Source organism: Nonomuraea sp. NPDC049309, assembly GCF_043196965.1.
Taxonomy (GTDB): Bacteria; Actinomycetota; Actinomycetes; order Streptosporangiales; family Streptosporangiaceae; genus Nonomuraea; species Nonomuraea fastidiosa.
On record NZ_JBICSH010000002.1, the window covers coordinates 1,376,045 to 1,396,189 of the forward strand.

Sequence of the window (20,145 nt, forward strand, 5' to 3'; positions counted from 1 at the left end):
TCCGCCCCCGGTGAAGGAGACCGCCGTCAGGCCCGCGCGTGCGCGTCGAGGAGGCGCGCCACCGCCTCGGTGACCTGCTTGGCGAACGGAATGTGCAGCCACTCGTCCGGTACGTGGGCGTTCGAGTCGTTGCCGAGCGCCCCCGTGACGACGAACTGCGCCCGCGGATACCGCCTGCCGAGCATCTCCATGAACGGGATCCCGCCGCCGATCCCCATGCTCTGGCACGGCCTGCCGAACACGTCGTCGCCGACCTGCCGCAGCGCCGCCTCCAGCCAGGGAGCCGCCGCGGGCGCGTGCCAGCCGTTCAGGACCATGAACTCGCCGACCTCGACGTGCGCCCCGTACGGCACGTCGGTCGTGAGCACCCGCTCCAGCGCCGCCCGCGCCGCCTCGGCGTCGGCGGTGGGAGGCAGGCGGAAGCTCAGCCGTACGGAGGTCCACGGCCGCAGCACCGCGCCCGCCACCGCCGGGTCGGGAAGGCCGCCTGCGCCGGTGATGGACAGGGTCGTCCGCCAGGTGTTGTTGAGCACCAGCTCGACCTCGTCCTCGGTGACCCGCCGCACGCCCGGCAGCGCGGGGAGCTTCGGCACGGCCACATCGGGATGGTTCGCGACCAGCTCAGCCGCCTCCGCGCGCCGCTCCTCGGGGATCGGCACCACCATCTCGGGCACCTTGATCTCGCCGGTCTCCGGGTCCTCCAGGCGGTCGAGCAGCTGCCGCACGACACGGAACGAGCTCGGCACGATGCCGCTGCCGAGCCCGGAGTGCACGCCCGTCTCCAGCAGGCGCACCGTCAGCGTCGCCTGCACCGCGCCGCGCAGGCTGGAGGTCAGCCACAGCCGCTCGTAGTCGCCGCCGCCACCGTCCAGACAGACCACCAGCGACACCTCGCCGAGCCGGTCGCCGAGGTGTTCCAGGTACGCGGGCAGGTCGGGGCTGCCCGACTCCTCGCCGGTCTCCAGCAGCAGCACCGCACGGGCGTGCTCGCCCCCGGCCTCCTGTACGGCCTCCAGCGCCGTCGTGGCCGCGTAACCCGCGTACCCGTCGTCGGCCGCGCCCCGGCCGTAGAGCCGGTCGCCGCGGATCACCGGCTGCCACGGCCCGAGGCCCTCCGACCAGTCGCCGAGCGGCGGCTGCTTGTCGAGGTGCCCGTACAGCAGCACGGTCCCGGCGGTCGCCGCCGCGCCCGGCGTCGCGGGCACGTCCACGAACAGCAGCGGCGCCCGCCCGTCCAGCCGCACGACCTCGCACCGCGCCCCGGGCAGCCCTCGCGCGGCGATCCACTCGCGTACGTGCTCGACGGCGGCTCGCAGGTGCCCGTTCTCCTCCCAGGCGGCGTCGTACGCTGCCGACACGGCGGGGATCTCGACCAGTCCGGAGAGGCTGGGCAGCACGTCCGCCGCCCACACGTTGCCGATGGATTCGCGAAGTTTCTGGTGGTCCATTCCGCAATCCTCTCGCAGCCGTGCCGTTCCCGGGGCTCGGGAATGATGCCTGCCGTGCCTGATCTGCTGGGGGAGGACCGTGCAGCCCTTCCTCGGCCCCGCGCTCAACGGAACCTGCCGGATGTGGTCGTCGGCGCGTCGTCACAAGGAGCGGCCCCGGTGGACTGGCGCCACCGGGGAGGCTCCGCGCGGGCGGTCAGGAGCGGCAGTACAGGTCGCGGGCCGGGAGCTCGCCCTTGGCCAGGAAGGCGACGGTGGCGCGGTCGGCGCAGGACGAGCCGGTGCCGTACACGTAGTGGCCGCCCTGGTCGGCGCCGACGAGGACGGCGCGGTGGCCGAACGCCTTGCGCATGCCCTTCCCCGCCGCCCAGGGGGTGGCGTTGTCGCGGCGGTTCTGCAGGACCAGGACGTTACGCGGGCCCTGCGAGGTGACCTTGACCGTCGGCTCGATCGGCTTCTCCGGCCAGAACGCGCACGCCCGGATGTTGCCCGGCATCCCCGCGCTCAGGGGGTACTTCGCGCGGGCGGCCTTGACGGCCTTGGCGTACGAGCCGACGTCCCGCGACCACGAGGTGTCCCCGCACAGCATGGCCAGAGCCATCGTGACCTGGTTGTCCTCCGGGACGCCCGGCGTGGCCGGCGTCCCGGCGAGCGCCTGCTGGAGCGCGGCGGCGCCCTCCTTCGACGGCGCCTTGCCCGCCGACAGGTCGGACACCGCCTTCCAGATCCTGGTGAGCGGCGCGAGCGTCTCGTCGTGCAGCAGCATCTGGTACGTCACCGCGCGCAGCAGCCCCCCGTTGATGGCCACCTGCGTGCCCGGCACCGTGACCGGCTTGGCGTCGAGGCGGTCGGCGAGCGCGATGAAGGTCTTGGTGACCTTGCCGGCGGTGCGGCCCAGGCCCAGCGTGGCGTGGTCGGCGGCGGCGATGCGGGCGGCGTCGGGGAAGCGGTCGTTCATGCCCTGGTTCCAGGTGTCGAGCATGCCCGACCAGATCTTGCGCGGGTCGACGTTGCCCTCAAGCACGATCCGGTCGGTGTGGCCGGGGTACAGCGAGGCGTAGACCGCGCCGAGGTAGGTGCCGAAGGACTGCCCCCAGTACGAGATCTTCCGCACGCCGAGCGCCTGGCGGATGCGCTCGATGTCGCGGGCGGTGTTGGCGCTGGTGAAGTACCGGAGCTTGGGGGCGTTCGCGGCGCACTGCTCGGCCACCTTGCGGGCGGCGGCCACGCTCGGCTCGATCGCGCCGCCGGGGCCGGGATAGGGGAACAGGGTGGACAGGCTCTCGGCGCCGCTCAGCCCGCAGCTCATCGGGTTGCTGTGGCCGATCCCGCGCGGGTCGAACCCGATCAGGTCGTACGCGTCGAGCACCGACTTCGGCAGCGTGCGAGCCATCTGGCCCGGCATGTCCAGGCCGGGCAGTCCGGGGCCGCCCGGGTTGAGCAGCAGGACGCCGCGCTTCCTGCCCGGCTTGGCGGTGGCGATCCTGGAGACCGCGATCTTGATCGTCTCACCGCCGGGGCGCCGGTAGTCCAGCGGCACCTCGACCGTGCCGCAGGTCTGCCTCGGGTCGCGTTCCGCGCCCTGCGCGAGCGGCGGGCACTTCCCCCAGGTGATCGGCGTCGCGGCCTTGGTCGGCTGCGCGCCGACCAGCGCGCCCGCCGTGGCGATCGCGGCCAGGGCGCCGGCGATGGCGGTCCGTACGCGGATGGTGTCTCCCATGATCGTGCCTCCTGTGCTGCTCTGCGTTGTGCGGCTGACAGGAAAGTACGAGGTCAAAGGCCTGCGCCGAATCACTGCGCTGCGGACAATCCGTGTAGCTCACATGAGGGACGAACGCGGACGATCAGGATCGATAGGCTCTGAGCCATGTCGTGGGCCGGGGTCGCCGACCGCATACGAAGATCGCGTGACGCGTGGCGCTTATCCGGCGCCGGGTTCTGGGACCGGGTGCTGGCCGCCGTGTTCACCGGCCTGGCGTTCGTGCCGCTGCTGGCGAACATGAGCGTCGACTTCGGCGATCTGCCGGAGCGCCCCGAGGACGCGTTCGCGATCGTCCTGGCGCTGGCGCAGACGCTGCCGCTCGCCGTGCGCACCCGGTGGCCCGCCGCCTGCCTGGCGATCATCGGCACGTCCTTCGCCCTGCACGAGGCGCTCGGCTACCCCATGCGGTTCAGCACCGTGACGGTGTATCTCGCGCTGTACTCGGCGGGCGCGCACCTGGAGCGGTTCCGGGGCGCCGTCGCCGTCGCGGCGTCGGCCGCGTACGTCCTGCTGGTCGTGACGATGCTGCTGCTCGGCTCGCCCGCCGGGCCGAGCCAGTTCGTGGTGTTCTACGTTCTCTTCGCCGCCTGCTGGCTGGTCGGCGCCTTCGTCCGCGGGCAGCGCCGCCAGGAGGCCGAACGCCGCAGGCACGCCGCCGAGGCCGCGACCGCCGCGGAACGCGCGCGCATCGCCCGCGAGCTGCACGACGTGGTGACCCACCACGTCACCGGCATCGTCATCCAGGCCGACGCCACCCAGTTCGTGGCCGGCGAGCCGGACCGCGTGCGCGCGGCGCTGACGACCATCGGCGGCACCGGCCGCCGCGCCCTGGCCGAGCTGCGCTACCTGCTCGACGTGCTGGAGGCCACCGGGGAGTCGGCGAGGCCCGTCGCGGGCAGCCTGCGCGACCTGGTCGAGCAGGTGCGCGGCGGCGGCCAGCCCGTCGCGCTCGTGGAGGACGGCGAGCTGCCGCCGCTCCCGGTCGCGGTGGGCCTGGCCGTGTACCGGGTGGTCCAGGAGGGCCTGACGAACGCCGTCAAATACGCAGAAGGCCGGCCGACCACCGTACGGGTCGGCCGCCGGGACGATCGTGTGGAGGTCGAGGTGACGAACGCCCCCGCCGCGCAGCCCGCCGGCGCGAGGAGCGACCTGTCCGGCGGGCGCGGCCTGTCCGGGCTGCGCGCCAGAGTGAGCGCGCTGGGCGGCGAGCTGGCCGCGGGAAAGCAGCCGGACGGCGGGTTCCGCCTGCACGCCTCGATCCCCATGGACGGTGCCGCATGACCATCCGCGTCATGATCTGCGAGGACCAGGAGATCGTCCGCGCCGGCTACCAGATGGCCTTCGACGCCCAGCCGGACATGACGGTGGTCGGCGTGGCCGCCGACGGCCCGGCCGCGCTCGAGGCGATCCCCGAGCTGAAGCCCGACGTGGTCGTCATGGACATCCAGATGCCGCTGATGGACGGCATCGAGGTGACGCGGCGCATCGCCGGACCCGGCGCGGAGTCGCCGCCGAAGGTGCTGGTCGTGACCACGTTCAACGTCGACAAGTACGTCTACGACGCCCTGCGCGCCGGCGCCAGCGGCTTCCTGCTCAAGGACGCGCCCCTGACGGAGCTGGTGAACGGCGTCCGCACCGTCGCCCGCGGCGAGGCCCTGCTCTCGCCCGCCGTCACCCGCAACCTCATCGGCCGCTACGCCGACCGCCTCCGCCCCGCCTCCCCGCGGCCCGCCGACGACCCGCTCGCCGTCCTCACGCCCCGGGAACGCGAGGTGCTGCGCCTGATCGCCCGCGGCCTGTCCAACCAGGAGATCGCCGAGGAGCTGGTCATCAGCTTCGAGACCGTCCGCACGTACGTCTCCCGCATCCTCACCAAACTGAACCTCCGCGACCGCGTCCAGGCCGTCGTCCTCGCCTACCGCACCGGCTTCGCCGACGACCGCTGAGAACCGTCGGCGACCGGAACCGGACACATGCGCCCTGACCTGCGGATGTAACCCTTTCCGCCGGTTCTCACCAAGCAGGGACGAACCGATGAAGGGAGCATGACCGGTGCGTCGTAAACAGGCGAAGATCGCCACAGATCCTGTGGCCTTCGAGGCCTTCTACCGGCGGCACGTCGATGCGGTCACCAGTTTCCTCGCGCGCCGCGTCGACGATCCGCACGACGTCGCCGACCTGGTCGCCGAGGTGTTCATGGCGGTGCTCGACTCGGCGCATACCTACCGGCCCGAGCTCGGCTCGGAGATCGCCTGGCTGTACGGAGTGGCCCGCAAGACGATCTCCGCCGAACGGCGCCGGCGGTACAAGCAGTACCAGCTGGCGGATCGGGAGGGCGGGCGGCGCCCGCTGGCCTGCGACGACGTCGCCAGGCTGGTCGAGCGCATCGACGCCGAACGGGAGGCCCGGCAGGCGATCGAGGCGATGTCCGAGCTGCCGGAGGGGGAGCGCGCGGTACTGGAGCTGGTCGTCATGGACCAGCTCACGGTCACGGAGGCCGCGCTCGCCCTCGGCATCAGGCAGAGCGCCGCCAAGGTACGTCTGCATCGCGCCCGCCGGACACTGCGGAACCTGCCTTTGGTCATGAACGGAGTCCCAGGATGAGATTCGAGGAGCGCGTACTGATGGACCTCAAGGCCGAGATCGAAAGGCGCGCCGCCCGGCGGCGCCGCCACCGCCGGCTGTACACGGGCGGAGCGGTGGCCGCCGTCGCCGCGGCCGTGACGCTCGCGGTCCCCTCGCTGACCGTGGCGCCTGCGTACGCGGTGAGCACGAACGCCGACGGCACCGTCAGGGTGGAGATCAACGAATTCAAGGACGCGGACAAGCTCGAACGCGACCTGATGGCGAACAACGTCAGGGCCGACATCACGTACCTGCCGCCGGGGAAGCTGTGCCAGAGCGACAGGGGGAAGAAGAGGCCGGACGGCGGCCCGCCCCCCATGAGCGTTGCATCCAATGCGGTGGCCCGCATTCGCCGCGGCGGCGGGCTGGACATCAATCCCCGGCTCCTCGGCAAGGACGAGACGTTGCTGCTGGTGTTCTCCGGGCAATCCGAGTACCCCGCCGACTGGCCGAAGGACAAGCCGCGGTGGGTCATGAAAGCGGACATCGTCGTCGGCCCGGTGGCGCCGTGCGTCCCGGTCGACAACCCGAGCTACTACCGCGTGCATGTCCCCCCGACGGACCTCCCCACGCATTAACCGGCGCCATTCGAGAGATCCAACGTGTCGATACTCAGAAAATCGTGTGTCATCACCCTGGCCGTGCTCCTGGGGGCGGTCCCCGCATACGCTGAACCCCGGTCCACCCCCGAGCCCACCCCCGGCCACCAGCCCAAGAGCGTCACCCTGATCACCGGCGACCGTGTCGTGGTCACCGGTGCCGCCCAGCACATCGAGCCCGGCCAAGACAGACAGGTGAGCTTCACCCGGCAGGTGATCGGCGGGCACGTGTTCGTGATCCCGTCCGACGCCCAGCCCCTGCTCGACCAGGGTCTGCTGGACAGGCGGCTGTTCGACGTCACGCAACTTCTCGCCTGGCGGTACGACGACGCCGCCACGCCGGACATCCCCTTGATCATCCAGTCGGAGCAGGAGCCCGCCGGCGCCCGCGTCACCAAAGGCCTGCCCGGTCTCGGCATGAACGCGCTCAGCGTGCCGAAGGCGAGCGCCACTCGTACCTGGAAGGACCTGACCGGCGGCCCCCGCGCGCTCCGCGCCACGAAGACCAGGTTGTGGCTGGACGGCCACCGCACGTTCGACCTCGATCGCAGCGTCAAGCAGATCCGTGCGACGCAGGCGTGGGAAGGCGGGCTGACGGGCAAGGGCGTCACGGTTGCCGTGCTCGACAGCGGCTACGACGCCGGCCACCCGGACCTGAAGGACGTCGTCGTCCAGGAGCGCAACTTCAGCGACGAGCCGGACATGCGCGACAACGTCGGCCACGGCACCCACGTCTCCTCCATCATCGCCGGGCGCGGCGAGAAGTACCGGGGCGTGGCTCCCGGAGTGAAGCTCGCGGTCGGCAAGGTCGGCGGCAGCTTCATCCGCGAGTCCGCCCTCCTCGCCGGCGCCGAGTGGGCCGCCACGGAGGTCAAGGCGAAAATCATCAACATGAGCCTGGGCAGCCCCGACGCCCCTGAGCTCGACCCGATCGAACAGGCGGTGAACACGCTGTCGGAGCAGACGGGGGCCTTGTTCGTGGTGTCCGCGGGCAACCGCAATGACATGCCCGTCTCCAGCCCGGGCAGCGCCGACGCGGCGCTCACCGTCGGCGCCGTCGATCGGGACGACCAGCTGGCCGGCTTCTCCAGCAGGGGGCCGCGCGAGGGAGACCACGCCATCAAGCCCGACATCACCGCGCCCGGTGTGGGCATCATGGCCGCCGCCGCCGAGGGCACCGCCGACGGGCAGTACGTCGCCTACAACGGCACCTCGATGGCTGCCCCGCACGTCGCGGGAGCCGCGGCCATCCTCGCCGAGCAGCACCCCGACTGGACCGGCGAGCGCCTCAAGTCCGCGCTGATCGGCAGCGCGCATCCCCTGGAGGGCACGACCCCGCACGAGGTGGGCGCCGGGCGCGTGGACGTGGCACAGGCGATCGACCAGCAGGTCGTGGCCGATCAGCCGAACGTGTGGGCCGCCTTCCCCTGGACGGAATCCGAACGTACCCGCACCACGACCCTCACCTACGCCAACACCGGCGACACCGCCGTCACCCTCGACCTCGCCGCCGACGGCGACGTCCTGAAGCTGTCCACGCGCCGGCTGGACGTCCCGGCCAAGGGGACGGCGTCGGTCACGCTGACCATCGACGCCGCCGGTAAGGCGCCAGGCGACTACCCGGGGACCATCACCGCCACCTACGGCGACAAGGCGGTCCGCACGCTGGCGGGCGCGTACGTCGAGCCCGAGTCGTACGACGTCCGGTTCAGCGCGCACGGCAGGGAGGGCGACGTCAAGAACTTCCTCGTCGAGATCTACAACCCCGATACCGGAGAGATCCGGCAGCGGACCTTCGACAGCGCCACCGGCACGATCCGGGTGCCGAAGGGCCACTGGAAGCTGTACGCCGACATCTCCGACTCCACCGGCAAACTCACCCTCGCGCACCGCGATCTCCAGGTGGAGGCCGACCAGCAGGTGACCCTGGACGGCCGCCAGGCCGTGCAGGTCCGCTTCTCCATCGACGACCCGGCCGCCGCGCCCACCGACATGGTCGCCATCAACCTCAGTGACGGTAAGTGGTGGAGGCTCTACAGGGTCAGGCTGGACGCCCGTACCGACCTCTTCGCCATCCCCGCCGAGGGGACCGGCCTGCACTACATGATCAGGAGTGTCTGGTACGGCACGGACTCCTCAGGGCAGCCGCACGTGTACGACCTGGTCGACCACCGTACGGGCGGGATCCCCGACGACCCCGGCCTCCAGGCGAGCCGCGACGACCTCGCCGAGGTGACCGCCGTCTACCGGGCTCCCGGCGTCGCGGCCAAGGGCCTGCCGTCCTTCGCGTCACGGGCCGATGACGGGACCCAGACCATACAACAGCCGCTCCCGGCCGAGCTGAGCCTGCCGGGCAAGGCCACCTACCATCTCACGCCTGGCCTCGTCTGGGACGGCAGGCTGCAGATCGGCGGCACGGTGGTGTCCGACGGCGGCAGGCTCATCGAGCGCGGGCACACCACGGAGACGTGGAACCCGGCGGTCACCGGGCCGTCCCTCGTCACCGCGACCCGTACCGGTGACGACCTCCACCTCAACGCCGCCTCGTTCTTCGCCGACGGCGTCGCCGGCCACACCGGCGCGGACCGTGCGGCCACCGGCACCGCCACGCTGAGCAGCGGGGGACAGGTGCTCGGCAAGGCCGAGCTGTCCGGCTGCGAGATCGATGAACGCCCGACCTGCGTCCTCGACACCGTCCTGCCGCAGGACGCGGCCCGGTACACGCTGGCCGTGTCGATGGCCCGGCCGGACGCGGCGCTGTCCACGGCGGTGGAGGCCGTATGGGAGTTCGACTCGGCCCGCACCTCGGAGCGGCAGCCCCTGCCCCTGCCCGTGGTCCGGTACGCCCCGACCGGCCTCGACGACTTCAACCACGCCAAGACCGGCACCGCGACCGAGGTGCCCCTGTGGGTGGAGCGCGCCACCGGGCCGGAGGTCAAGAGCGTGCGGCTGGAGGTGTCCTTCGACGACGGGAAGACCTGGCAGCAGACTCCGGTGACGGCTTCCGGCACCGGCTGGACGGCCACCGTCCAGAACCCGTCCGCCCAGGGCTTCGCCTCCCTCCGCGCCACGGTCACCGACGCGGACGGCGTTTCCCTCACCCAGACCATCACCCGCGCCTACGGCATCTCGTGACGCCGTCCGGGGCCTCCGGCTCGGGCCGTCCCGAGCCGGAGGCCCCGCGGCGCTCCCCGCCCGCGATGGGGCCGGCTCATGTGACCCCCCGGACATGACCTGCGCGTTCGTGGGCACATGAGTACGTCAGGAGATCGGCGTTGCCTGCAAGGGGGGGACAGCGGACATGGCTTCGTCGCAGGCAGGTGCGTTCCATCGGGGGCGGGCGGGCGCGGCGCCGCTCATCGGCGGCCGTAAACCGGTCGCGGCGGTGGTCGCGCTGTGGGTGTTCGTGGTGGTGCCGTTCGCGGCGCTGGTCGCCGCCGTGCCGGTGGCCTGGGGCTGGGGCCTGAGCTGGACCGACGTGGTGATCGCCGGCGCGGCGTACGTCCTGACCGGGCTCGGCGTCACGGTGGGCTTCCACCGTTACCTCACCCACGGCGCGTTCAAAGCACGGGAGTGGCTGCGGATCGCCCTGGCCGTGATCGGGTCGCTCGCGGTGCAGGGCTCGGTCATCCAGTGGGTGGCCGACCACCGGCGCCATCACGCCTTCTCCGACCGTGACGGCGACCCGCACTCGCCCTGGCGCTACGGCCACAGCGTGCGCGGCCTGGCCAAGGGGCTGGTGTTCGCGCACGTCGGCTGGATGTTCGGGCGCGACCTCACCAACCGGGAGCGGTTCGCCAAGGACCTGCTGAACGACCCCGGCATCGTCCGGATCGACCGGCTGTTCGGTCCGCTCGTGGCGGTCTCGGTGCTGCTGCCGCCCGCCGTCGGCCTGCTGGCCACCGGCACCTGGGCGGGGGCGCTGACCGCGTTCTTCTGGGGCTCGCTCGTACGGATCGGACTGCTGCACCACGTGACCTGGTCGATCAACTCCGTCTGCCACGTCTTCGGCGAGCGGCCGCTGAAGACCCGCGACGGGGACCGCGCGGCGAACTTCTGGCCGCTCGCGATCCTTTCGTTCGGCGAGAGCTGGCACAACGGCCACCACTCCGACCCCACCTGCGCCCGTCACGGCATGCTGCCCGGCCAGATCGACATCTCCGCCCGGCTGATCAGGTGGCTGGAGCGGCTGGGCTGGGTGCGCGACGTCCGCTGGCCGACCCCGTCCCGCCTGGCCGCCCGCCGCCGCGACCCCTCCCCGTGACGTCGCACGGCGTCCCCGTCGAGAAAGGCCCGGTCGAACGCACCGGCGCGACCGGCCCCATCCGCGGCGTCGCCGGCGGGCGTGATCATACGATGCGCGTGCAGAGCGTGCGGTCGCGCACATGCCATTCGATCCTCCGGCCGCCCCGCGGGCAGGAGCCTTTGGTGAACGCGGTGATACGGAGGACGACATTCCGGCCCTTGGGAGCGGAGCCGGTGCAGGGGATCACCATCAGGAGGTCGCTGTTGGTGATGGTGAACAGGTTCCGCTTCTTGTCCTTCTTGGCCGGGAGACACTGACCCGGGCGGAACTGCCTCTGCACGCAGAGGGAGATCTCGTCGCCGGTGTTCGATCTATAGGACCACCACGTTCTCCCATCCGGTGCGAGATAGTTCACCGCGCACTTGACCAGGTGGTCGTCGACCACCCGGACAACTTTCATGTAGGCGTCGGAGCGGCTGCAGCGGACCGCGCGCGGCATGCTTCTGCTCCAGGTGAGCGGCGGACGCTCGAAGGCGTCCAGGCAGTCGCCCGCCGAGATCATCTCGAACGCCTTGCGGGTGGGATCGGGCTCGGGGGTGGGGGTGGGGCTGTAGGTCGCATCATCGACCTCGAACGACAGAGGCGCCTCGGGAGCCGGAGTCCGGGGAGAAGCGTCGGTGGCGGTCTTGGAGGTGACCGCTGTGCCGAGCCCGTTTCCGATGGCCACGGCGGCGACGGAGGCCAGCACGGCGAGCACGATCGTGGCCACCACGACCGCCATCCGCGCGGGCGGCGCAAGCCGCCGACGGTTCCCCGGCACGTCCTGCGCAGGGGAGGCCAGCAGCTCGCTCTCGGCCACCCGTTCGCCGATCATCGTGGTGACGGGCTCCGGCAGCGCGGCCTTCCCATCCTCGGCGAGCGCGGAGCAGCGTTCGAGGAACACCTCCAGGCCGGGACGGTCGTCCGGATTCTTCGCGAGCCCCGCCGCGATCAGCGGGAGCAGCGGCTCGGGCACGCCGGTCAGGTCGGGCTGCTCGTTGACGATGCGGTAACCGAGGACCTCGACCGGGCCCTGGCCGAAGGGCCCCCGTCCGGTGGCGGCGAAGGCCAGGACGGCGGCAAGGCAGAACACGTCTCCGGCCGGCCCGGCATCGCGGCCCTGAAGCTGCTCGGGTGCCATGAACCCGGGCGTGCCGACCACGCTGCGGGTGGTCTGCGAGGTGGCATCGAGCGCGCGGGCGATGCCGAAGTCGATGATGCGGGGCCCGTCCTGCCCCAGCAGCACATTGCCGGGTTTGAGGTCCCGGTGGATGATGCCTCGCGCGTGAATCGCCATGAGCCCTTCGGCCAGGCCCGCGCCGAGCCCCGCGACCGCCGCCGCCGTGGAGAACGCGCCGTGCTCGCTCACGGCCTCGCGCAGCGACGGTCCCGCGACGTACTCGGTGACCAGCCAGGGCGGGTCGGCGTCGGGACTGGCGTCCACCACCTGCACGGTGTGGATGCCTCCGACCCGCCGCACCGCGGCGACCTCCGCCTCGAACCGCCGCCGGAACTGCGTGTCCTCCGCCAGGTACGGATGGATCACTTTGACCGCGACCGGCCGGCCCCCCTTGGAGCGACCCAAGTAAACGCGCCCCATTCCGCCCGTCCCCAGCCGCGCCAGGAGCCGGTATCCCCCGACCTCCCGCGGGTCGCTGGCCTCAAGCGGTTTCAGCTTCTCGTCGGACACTCGCGGGGCCTCTCACACACTGGTGGTCGGGACGTATCCACCTCTCACGCCGGCTCGACGATCACCGCGCCGGGCGCACGGACACGGCGCGCGCCTGCCCCGACCTGGTACAGGCGGACGTTGCCGGGCTCGGCCATCACCTTCGGCTCGCAACGCCACACCTCGGCCCTTCTCCCGCCCGCGCACTTCAGCCGCGCTCTCCGCAAGGCGTTCGGTACCTCACCCCAGGATCGTCGGCCCGGCGCGCTCCTCACCGCGCACGTGTGAACGTGGTGTCAAGAGGTGGTGGACTCCCTGCCGACCAGGAATTCCTGCCGTACGACGCTTGAAGATCTCGCGAGGGTCACAACATGCAGGCGTCGTTGGTGCGTGAGACGTGGCCGGCCGTGATCCAGAAGGTGGCGCCGCCCCCGCCGGGGATGGAAATCGTGGTCTTCAGGCGGCCGTTCGACTGGGAGCCGGAGTAGGCGCCGATGATCGACCCCTTTGCGTAGGTTCCGTCACTGGCGGTGCCGGTCGCGTTCTTCCAGCGGGGAGAGCCTGAGGCGTTCACCTTGTAGCGGCAGATCAGCACGGCGGACGTGGCTTGCGAGGTGGGTGCCGCCGAGGCCGGCGGGGCCACGAAGGCGGTGCCGGTGGCCGTGATGAGCGCGGCCGCGGAGATGGACATCGCGCAACTGCTGAGCTTGTTCATTCATGTCTCCCGATGGGTGGTCTCATCTTCGGCGACCGGTGGGGCGCCTGGGGAAGGTCCGTGCACATTTGTCGATACTTGCGGTTCCGGTTACATGCTTGCCGGAACTGTCGGTATCGTCAAGGGCGGGAGGATCTCCCGCCATCCGAACACGGCCGCCACCTGCCGCGACCGCCCGTTCGTGGTGTGCGCCATCGCGCCTGCGGTGCCAGGCGTGCCTCCTCCCGAAGAAGCGGTGACGGCTGACGGAGGCGACGCTGCGGCCGGGCCGTCGTTCCGGTCCCCTCATGGCCGGGTGGCCGCTCCTTCGCGCAGCTTGGCCATGGCCCGCCGGCGGGCGACGTGATCACGCCGATTCGGAGCCCATGACGTCTCTCGCGGCCGACGAGCCGGATTTCATTTTCCCGACACCATGTTGGTATCTTGTCGACGGCGCGTCGGTAACTAAGGCGTCGGTTCCGTGAAATCCCCTTCCCGTCAAGGAGTGCCATGTTCCTGGCCTGGCGCGAGCTGATCTTCGCCCGCGCACGTTTCGGCCTGATGGGCGGAGTCGTCGCCCTCATCGCAGTCCTCGTCGTCCTGCTGTCCGGCCTCTCCTCCGGGCTCGTCAACGACGGCGTCTCCGGGCTCCAACGGCTGCCCGTCACCGCGTTCGCCTTCGCCGAGGGCACCAAGACCGACTCCGCCTTCTCCCGCAGCACCGTCAGCGTGAGCCAGGCCGAGACATGGAAGGGCCGCGACGACGTCGGCGACGCCGCGCCGTTCGGCGTCGCGCTGGTCAACGCCAAGGCCACGACGCAGGCCGGCACCGAGGTGCCGATCGACCTGGCCCTGTTCGGCGTCGAGCCCGGTTCGTTCCTCAAGCCCTCCGTCTCGGACGGCGCCGGGCTGGGCGACCCCGACGGGATCGTGGTCAGTAAGACCGTCCTGGACGAGGGCCTGGCGATCGGCGACACCGTCGTCATCGACCGCCTGGGCACACAGCTGAAGATCGTCGGCACCACCGGCGACCAGCGCACCTTCGGGCACGTCGACGTGGCGTACCTGCCGTTGCGCTCCTGGCAGCAGGTGCACGCCGGCGCCGGCCCGGATGACGAGGTGCGCGCGGAAGCGTACGAAGAGGCCACGGCCATCGCCCTGCGCGCGCGGGACGGCGACCAGATCGACCTGGCCGGCGGCGACGCCGCGGCGGGCACCGCGAGCATGACGCTCGAAGAGTCCTTCGGAGCCTCGCCCGGCTACACCGCGGAGACCTCCACGCTCACGCTCATCCAGGTCTTCCTGTACGCCATCTCCGCGCTCGTCGTCGGGACGTTCTTCACCGTGTGGACGATCCAGCGCAAGCACGAACTCGCCGTCATACGGGCCATGGGCGCCTCCACCGGCTACCTCATGCGGGACACGATGATCCAGGCGACCGTCATCCTGACCGTGTCCACCGCTGTGGGCTTCCTGATCGGGGTCGGCGGCGGCGCGATGCTCACCACCACGCCCATGCCGTTCGACCTGGAGGCGGGCCCGCTCGTCCTCGCCGCCCTGCTCCTCGTCGGCCTCGGCCTCGCCGGTGCCGCGGCGGCCGTGGGCCGCATCGTCCGCGTCGACCCGCTCGTAGCCCTGGGAGGGCAGCGATGACCACTCGTTCCAGGTCCCAGCGTCCGGACTCCCGCCTGGCCGGCGCGCAAGAGCGCGGCGGCCTGCTGATGGAGGGCGTCACCCTGACACTCGGCGACGGCGACGCCACGGTCACCGCGCTCGATGACGTCGACCTCGACGTGGCGGCCGGCGAGTTCGTCGCCATCGTGGGGCCGTCAGGGGCCGGCAAGTCGAGCCTGCTCGCCGTCGCCGGCGCGCTCACCACCCCCGACACCGGCCGGGTGCTGATCGGCGGCGTGGACGTCACCAAGGCGAGCTCGCGTGAGAAGGCGCGCCACCGGCGCGAACGGATCGGGTTCGTCTTCCAGTCGGGCAACCTCATTCCGGCGCTCACCGCGCTCGACCAGCTCCGCTTCGCGCTCGACATAGCGGGCAAGCGCGCGGGCGGCGGTCACGATCCGCGAGAGCTGCTCGACCGGGTCGGGATGGGGCACCGCGCCGGGCACCGCCCTCACCAGCTGTCCGGTGGCGAGCGGCAGCGCGTGGGAATCGCCCGCGCGCTGGTCACCCGCCCGGCCGTGCTGCTGGTGGACGAGCCGACCGCCGCGCTCGACCGCGCCCGCAGCGACGATATCGTGAAGCTGCTGGCGCATGAGGCGCACGAGTTCGCCGTCGCGACGATCATGGTCACCCACGACCACGAGGTGCTGGGCCACTGCGATCGCGTCCTGTCGATGGTGGATGGGAGACTGTCGGAATAGGCCGACCATGGGGGAGGGCAGGTGCCGCGCATTCAAGCCCCTACTGTCGCCGAGCATCGGGCGGCCCAGCGCAGGGCGCTGCTCGACGCGGCCAGGAAGATCCTCGCCGAGACCGGCCGGCCACCGACGCTGGCCAGGGTCGCCGAGCGCGCCGGGCTTGCCAGGTCCAGCCTCTACCAGTACTTCCGGTCGTCGGAAGACCTGCTCAACGCGGTCGTGGAGGACGTCTTCCCCCGCTGGTCGGCCAGGGTGGCCGAGGCGATGGACGCCGCGGCCACGCCTGCCGGCCGCGTCCTCGCCTACGTGCTGACCAACTTCGAGCTCATCGCCGAGGGCGAGCACGCGCTGGCCACCGTCCTCGCCGAGGTCGTGCCGGGCGAGACCATCGCCGAGCGGACCCGTGCCATGCACGCGCAGCTCTTGGAGCCCCTCGTGGAAACGCTGCGCCTCCTCGGGGTTCCCGCGGTGCCGGAGACGGCGGAGATGATCAACGCCATCGTGTTCGCCGGGTCGCGGCTGATCGAGTCCGGCACCGACCTGCAGACCGTCTGGGAGTCCGCGCGGGGCCTGCTGGAGCCGTTCGCCCGCGCCTCGGAGCAGGCGACGTCCTGAACGCCGGAGAGTTTTACCGACGCCATGTCGGTAAACTGGCGGCACTGGCACGCTCATCCTCCGGAGGAACACCATGTACGTCGTTCACAACCGCATCGAAGTCGCTCCAGAACAGGCCGCCGCCTTCGAGGAGACCTTCAGCGCCAGCATGCGCGCGACCCTCGCCGGGGTGCCCGGCCTGCGGCGCAGCCTGCTGATGCGCCCGGCCAAGCCCGGAGACCCGTACGTGTCGACCATGGAGTTCGACTCGGCCGACGATTTCCGCGCCTGGATGAAGTCCGACTCCTTCAAGGCCGCCCACGCCAACGCCGACGCACCCGGCATGCAGGCCCCCTCGGCGATCGAGCTCTTCGACGTCCTGGAAGACTTCTCCGCCTGACCAGGCGCGTCTCAGCCTGCCGGCGCAGGCGAGGGCTCGGGGTGCACCCGGAAAGGGGCACCCGCGCGTCTCACAGCGGGAAGTGGCAGGCCACGCGGTGTCCCGTGCGGCGCTCCTCGTGCGCGGGCGGCTCGGTCTCGCACCGCCGCCTGTCCGTGGCGGGCAGCTCCGCGTAGACCGGGCAGCGGCCGCGGAACGGGCAGCCCTCGTGGCGCTGGAAGGGGCTCGGCGGGTCGCCCGGGAGGAGCAGGTGCTCGCGGGCGCGCTCGACGGCCGGGTCGGGGATCGGCACGGCGGAGATGAGCGCCTTGGTGTAGGGGTGGAGGGGGTCGCCCAGCACGGTCGCGGTGTCGCCGGTCTCGACGGTCCTGCCGAGGTACATCACGCTCACCCGGTCGGCGATCTGCCGGACGACGGCCAGGTCGTGCGAGACGAACAGGTAGGCCAGGTTCAGCTCGTCGCGGAGCCGGACGAGCAGGTCGAGGATGTCCGCCTGCACGGTCACGTCAAGCGCGGAGACCGGCTCGTCGAGCACCACCAGCTTGGGCCGCACCGACAGCGCGCGGGCGATGCCGATGCGCTGGCGCTGCCCGCCGGAGAACTCGTGCGGGAACCGGCTCGCGTGCTCGGGCTTGAGCCCGACCTGTTCGAGCAGGTGCGGCACGTCGTCGGCGGGCAGCCCCTTGGCGCGCAGCGGCTCGGCGATGATCTCGCCCACGGTCATCCGCGGATCGAGGCTCGACATCGGGTCCTGAAAGACGATCTGCGCGTTCTCTCTGACCTCGGGCATCCGCAGCAGCTCGAACAACGTGGTGGTCTTGCCGGATCCCGACTCGCCCACGAGCCCGAGCGTCTCACCCGGCCTGATGGTGAGGTCCACGCCGTCCACCGCGTACACGGTGCCGATCCTGCGCTTGAACGCCGACCCGCGCGTCAGCGGGAACGTCTTGCGCAGGCCGCTCACCTCGACCAGCGGCGCCCCGTGCGCGGGCCCGCGCGGCTCGATGGCCGCGTCCAGCCGGGGCACCGCCGCCAGCAGATCCTTGGTGTACGACTCCCGCGGCCGGGCGAACACCTGCTCGGCCGGGCCCTCCTCCACCACCTTCCCCCCGTTCATCACCGCGACTCTGTCGGCGATGCCGGCGATCACACCGAGGTCGTGGCTGATCAGCACCAGGGCGGCGCCCGTCTCCCGCTGTGCCTTGCGGAGCAGGTCGAGCACCTGGGCCTGGACCGTGACGTCCAGCGCGGTGGTGGGTTCGTCGGCGAGGATCACGTCGGGGTCGTTGGCGATGGCCATGGCGATCATGGCGCGCTGGCGCATGCCGCCGGAGAACTCGTGCGGGTAGGACTCGGCCCGCCGTTCCGGCTCGGGGATGCCGACGGATCTGAGCAGTTCGACGGCTCTGGCGTGGGCCTCCTCCTTGCTCAGCCGCGTGTGGGCGCGCAGCGCCTCGGCGATCTGGACGCCGATGCGGTAGACGGGGGTGAAGGCGGACAGCGGGTCCTGGAAGACCATGGCGACCCTGGCACCGCGAACCTGCATGAGGGTGCGGACGTCGGCGCCGATCAGCTCGGTGCCGCCGAGCCGTACCGAACCCGTGACCGTGGCCGTGGCGGGCAGCAGGCCCATGGCGGCCAGGGCGGTCACGGACTTGCCCGAGCCCGACTCGCCGACGATGCCCAGCACCTCGCCACGGCGCAGGTCCCAGCTCACCGAGTCGGCGGCGACGGTATCGCCGAAGCGGACCGTGAGGTCGCGGACGCTGAGCACCACGTCGTCGGGCGGCTCGGCCGCGCGTGGCAGCGCTGTCACCGTGCCCCGCTTGGGGCGGGCGGCCTCGCTGGTGGGGTCGAGCGCGTCCCGCAGGCCGTCGCCGACGAGGCTGACCGCCAGTACGAAGACGATGAGCAGGCCGGCGGCGAACCAGAACATCCACGGATAGCCGATGGCGGCCTCGGTGCCGTCGGCGATCAGCGTGCCCAGGGAGACGTCGGGGGGCTGGATGCCGAAGCCGAAGTAGGACAGCGCGGTCTCGCTCATCACCGCGCCGCCGACCGCGATCGTGGTGTCGATGATGAGAAAGGACGCGACGTTGGGCAGGATATGCCGGGCGATGATGCGAAATTTCGGGACGCCCATCAGCTCGGCGGCCCGGACGAAGTCGCGTTCCTTCAGCGAGAGCGTCATCGACCTGACGATCCTGGCGCTGATCATCCACCCCAGGAACCCGAGGAGCAGGGCGAAGACCAGCCAGCCCGCTCCCTTCAGCCGCGGCGCCACCATGGAGATGATCAGGAAGCCGGGAAAGATCAGCAGGAGATCGAGGCAGAAACGCAGCACCCGGTCCGTCCAGCCGCCGAGATACCCGGCCGCGGCTCCGGCCAGCGAGGCGAGCACGGTCGAGAACAGCGCCACGATCAGGCCGATGACGAGCGACTTGCGCAGCCCGTACGTGGTCTGGGCGAAGATGTCCTGGCCGATCCTGTTGGTCCCCCACCAGTGCGCCGCCGAGGGAGCCGAGCGGATCGACAGGTAGTCGACCTGGGTGGGCGTCCACGGGCTGAGCACCGGCCCGAGGAACCCCAGCAGGAACAGCACCACGATGACCAGGGCGCCCGCCACGACCCCCTTCGAGCCGACGAAGCGGCGAAGCGTGATCATGCGTGCCGCACCCGGGGGTCGAGGACGGCGAGCAGGATGTCGGCAAGGAAGCCCGACAGCAGGACGACGACGGCGGCGAAGAGGTTGACGGCGACCACGGAGTTCAGGTCGTTGCGGCCGACGGCGTTCATGAACCAGTCGCCCATGCCGTGCCAGCCGAAGATGCGCTCGGTGAAGGCCGCTCCGGTGAAGATGCCGAGGAAACCGAAGGCGAAGAAGGTGGTCATCGGTACCAGCGCGGTGCGCAGCCCGTGTTTCAGCATGGCCACCCGCGGATGGATGCCCTTGGCCAGAGCGGTGCGCAGGTAATCGGATGCCAGCACGTCGAGCATGGTCGCGCGCTGGTAGCGGCTGTAGGCGGCGATGGTGCCCAGCGCGATCGACAGCGTGGGCAGCAGCAGGTGCCCGGCCCGGTCGCCGAGCTGGACGAGGAACCCGCCCTGCAGGCCGGGTGTCTTCTCGCCGGTGAAGTCGATCAGGTGGCCGACGTTGTCGTTCAACCAGGTGGTGCCGATCTTCAGCAGTGTCGCCAGGAGGAACACCGGGGTCGACAGCAGGATGAACGAGATCACCGTGACCGCCCGGTCGGAGAAGCGGTACTGCCTGATCGCGCCCCACGCGCCGGCCAGCACGCCCACCACGGTCCCGACCAGCGTGCCGATGAGCAGCAGCCGCAGGCTCACCCCGATGCGGCGGCCGAACTCGTCGTTGACCGAGGTGCCGTCGATGGTCCGGCCCAGGTCGCCCGTGACGGCATGGCCGGCCCAGGTGCCGAAGCGCTGGAGAAAGGGGACCTTGTCGTTGATGCCGAGCTCGGTGAGCTGGGCGTCGATCATCTCCGCGGGCGGCTGGGGACGCCTGCCCTCGAAGTAGGCCCTGGGGTTCATGCTGGCCGACGCCAGGGCGTAGGAGATGAACAGTGCCGCCAGGAGTAAGACGACGTAATACCCGGCTCGCCTGCCAAGGTAGCCCAGCACAAAGATCCCTCCAGGTGCACCGCTAAGGTTCTTTATCCTACGATCTCAGTAGGTT

16 protein-coding genes are annotated in these 20,145 nt (G+C 71.2%); 10 read left to right on the forward strand and 6 right to left on the reverse strand.

Features of this window, described 5'->3' with window-relative positions; all coding sequences use genetic code 11:
• Positions 1–26 precede the first annotated feature (26 nt).
• Positions 27–1,448 (reverse strand): M20/M25/M40 family metallo-hydrolase, encoded by a 1,422-nt coding sequence (locus ACGFIM_RS20385; RefSeq protein ID WP_393202389.1) that lies wholly within the window; start codon positions 1,446–1,448, stop codon positions 27–29.
• A 196-nt stretch (positions 1,449–1,644) separates the two neighbouring features.
• Entirely contained in the window at positions 1,645–3,168 is a 1,524-nt protein-coding gene (locus ACGFIM_RS20390; RefSeq protein ID WP_393202391.1) for an alpha/beta hydrolase, read from the reverse strand.
• A 147-nt stretch (positions 3,169–3,315) separates the two neighbouring features.
• On the opposite strand from ACGFIM_RS20390, the gene ACGFIM_RS20395 reads away from it, so the two are divergent.
• The 6 genes from ACGFIM_RS20395 to ACGFIM_RS20420 all read left to right on the forward strand — a co-directional run bounded on the left by ACGFIM_RS20395 (position 3,316) and on the right by ACGFIM_RS20420 (position 10,698).
• On the forward strand, positions 3,316–4,491 hold the full coding sequence (locus ACGFIM_RS20395) for a sensor histidine kinase (protein WP_393202393.1): 1,176 nt from the start codon (positions 3,316–3,318) through the stop codon (positions 4,489–4,491).
• Positions 4,488–5,156 carry a response regulator gene (locus ACGFIM_RS20400; protein ID WP_393202395.1) on the forward strand — a complete coding sequence of 223 codons (669 nt, stop codon included), beginning with the start codon at positions 4,488–4,490 and terminating at the stop codon, positions 5,154–5,156. The genes ACGFIM_RS20395 and ACGFIM_RS20400 overlap by 4 nt, the downstream gene beginning before the upstream one ends.
• A 106-nt stretch (positions 5,157–5,262) precedes the next feature.
• Entirely contained in the window at positions 5,263–5,814 is a 552-nt protein-coding gene (locus tag ACGFIM_RS20405; protein ID WP_393202397.1) for an RNA polymerase sigma factor, read from the forward strand.
• The gene (locus tag ACGFIM_RS20410; protein ID WP_393202399.1) at positions 5,811–6,413 is read left to right on the forward strand and encodes a hypothetical protein; all 603 of its coding nucleotides are present in this window, start codon (positions 5,811–5,813) and stop codon (positions 6,411–6,413) included. Before ACGFIM_RS20405 ends, ACGFIM_RS20410 begins: the two co-directional genes overlap by 4 nt.
• Before the next feature lie 63 nt (positions 6,414–6,476).
• Positions 6,477–9,569: a S8 family serine peptidase gene (locus ACGFIM_RS20415; protein ID WP_393202401.1), complete on the forward strand. Its 3,093-nt coding sequence runs from the start codon at positions 6,477–6,479 to the stop codon at positions 9,567–9,569.
• Between the two features lie 166 nt (positions 9,570–9,735).
• Positions 9,736–10,698: an acyl-CoA desaturase gene (locus ACGFIM_RS20420; protein WP_393202403.1), complete on the forward strand. Its 963-nt coding sequence runs from the start codon at positions 9,736–9,738 to the stop codon at positions 10,696–10,698.
• An 85-nt stretch (positions 10,699–10,783) separates the two neighbouring features.
• Here ACGFIM_RS20420 and ACGFIM_RS20425 read toward each other — a convergent pair whose 3' ends face one another.
• Both ACGFIM_RS20425 and ACGFIM_RS20430 read right to left on the reverse strand, forming a co-directional pair.
• Positions 10,784–12,409, reverse strand: coding sequence for a serine/threonine-protein kinase (locus tag ACGFIM_RS20425; RefSeq protein WP_393202405.1), 1,626 nt, complete (start codon positions 12,407–12,409; stop codon positions 10,784–10,786).
• A gap of 343 nt (positions 12,410–12,752) precedes the next feature.
• Positions 12,753–13,103, reverse strand: a complete 351-nt coding sequence (locus tag ACGFIM_RS20430; RefSeq protein WP_393202407.1) for a hypothetical protein — start codon at positions 13,101–13,103, stop codon at positions 12,753–12,755.
• A 489-nt stretch (positions 13,104–13,592) separates the two neighbouring features.
• Here ACGFIM_RS20430 and ACGFIM_RS20435 point away from each other — a divergent pair, with 489 nt between their 5' ends.
• The 4 genes from ACGFIM_RS20435 (at position 13,593) to ACGFIM_RS20450 (ending at position 16,448) form a co-directional block, all read left to right on the forward strand.
• Positions 13,593–14,735 (forward strand): ABC transporter permease, encoded by a 1,143-nt coding sequence (locus ACGFIM_RS20435; RefSeq protein WP_393202409.1) that lies wholly within the window; start codon positions 13,593–13,595, stop codon positions 14,733–14,735.
• The gene (locus ACGFIM_RS20440; protein ID WP_393202411.1) at positions 14,732–15,457 is read left to right on the forward strand and encodes an ABC transporter ATP-binding protein; all 726 of its coding nucleotides are present in this window, start codon (positions 14,732–14,734) and stop codon (positions 15,455–15,457) included. The genes ACGFIM_RS20435 and ACGFIM_RS20440 overlap by 4 nt, the downstream gene beginning before the upstream one ends.
• A gap of 21 nt (positions 15,458–15,478) precedes the next feature.
• Positions 15,479–16,069 (forward strand): TetR/AcrR family transcriptional regulator, encoded by a 591-nt coding sequence (locus ACGFIM_RS20445; RefSeq protein ID WP_393202413.1) that lies wholly within the window; start codon positions 15,479–15,481, stop codon positions 16,067–16,069.
• A 73-nt stretch (positions 16,070–16,142) separates the two neighbouring features.
• The gene (locus ACGFIM_RS20450; protein ID WP_393202415.1) at positions 16,143–16,448 is read left to right on the forward strand and encodes an antibiotic biosynthesis monooxygenase family protein; all 306 of its coding nucleotides are present in this window, start codon (positions 16,143–16,145) and stop codon (positions 16,446–16,448) included.
• A gap of 70 nt (positions 16,449–16,518) precedes the next feature.
• On the opposite strand, the gene ACGFIM_RS20455 is transcribed toward ACGFIM_RS20450, so the two are convergent.
• A complete protein-coding gene (locus tag ACGFIM_RS20455; RefSeq protein WP_393202417.1) occupies positions 16,519–19,113 on the reverse strand; it encodes a dipeptide ABC transporter ATP-binding protein in 2,595 nt (864 codons plus the stop codon).
• The gene (locus ACGFIM_RS20460; RefSeq protein ID WP_393202419.1) at positions 19,110–20,090 is read right to left on the reverse strand and encodes an ABC transporter permease; all 981 of its coding nucleotides are present in this window, start codon (positions 20,088–20,090) and stop codon (positions 19,110–19,112) included. The genes ACGFIM_RS20455 and ACGFIM_RS20460 overlap by 4 nt, the downstream gene beginning before the upstream one ends.
• Between the last annotated feature and the right edge of the window lie 55 nt (positions 20,091–20,145).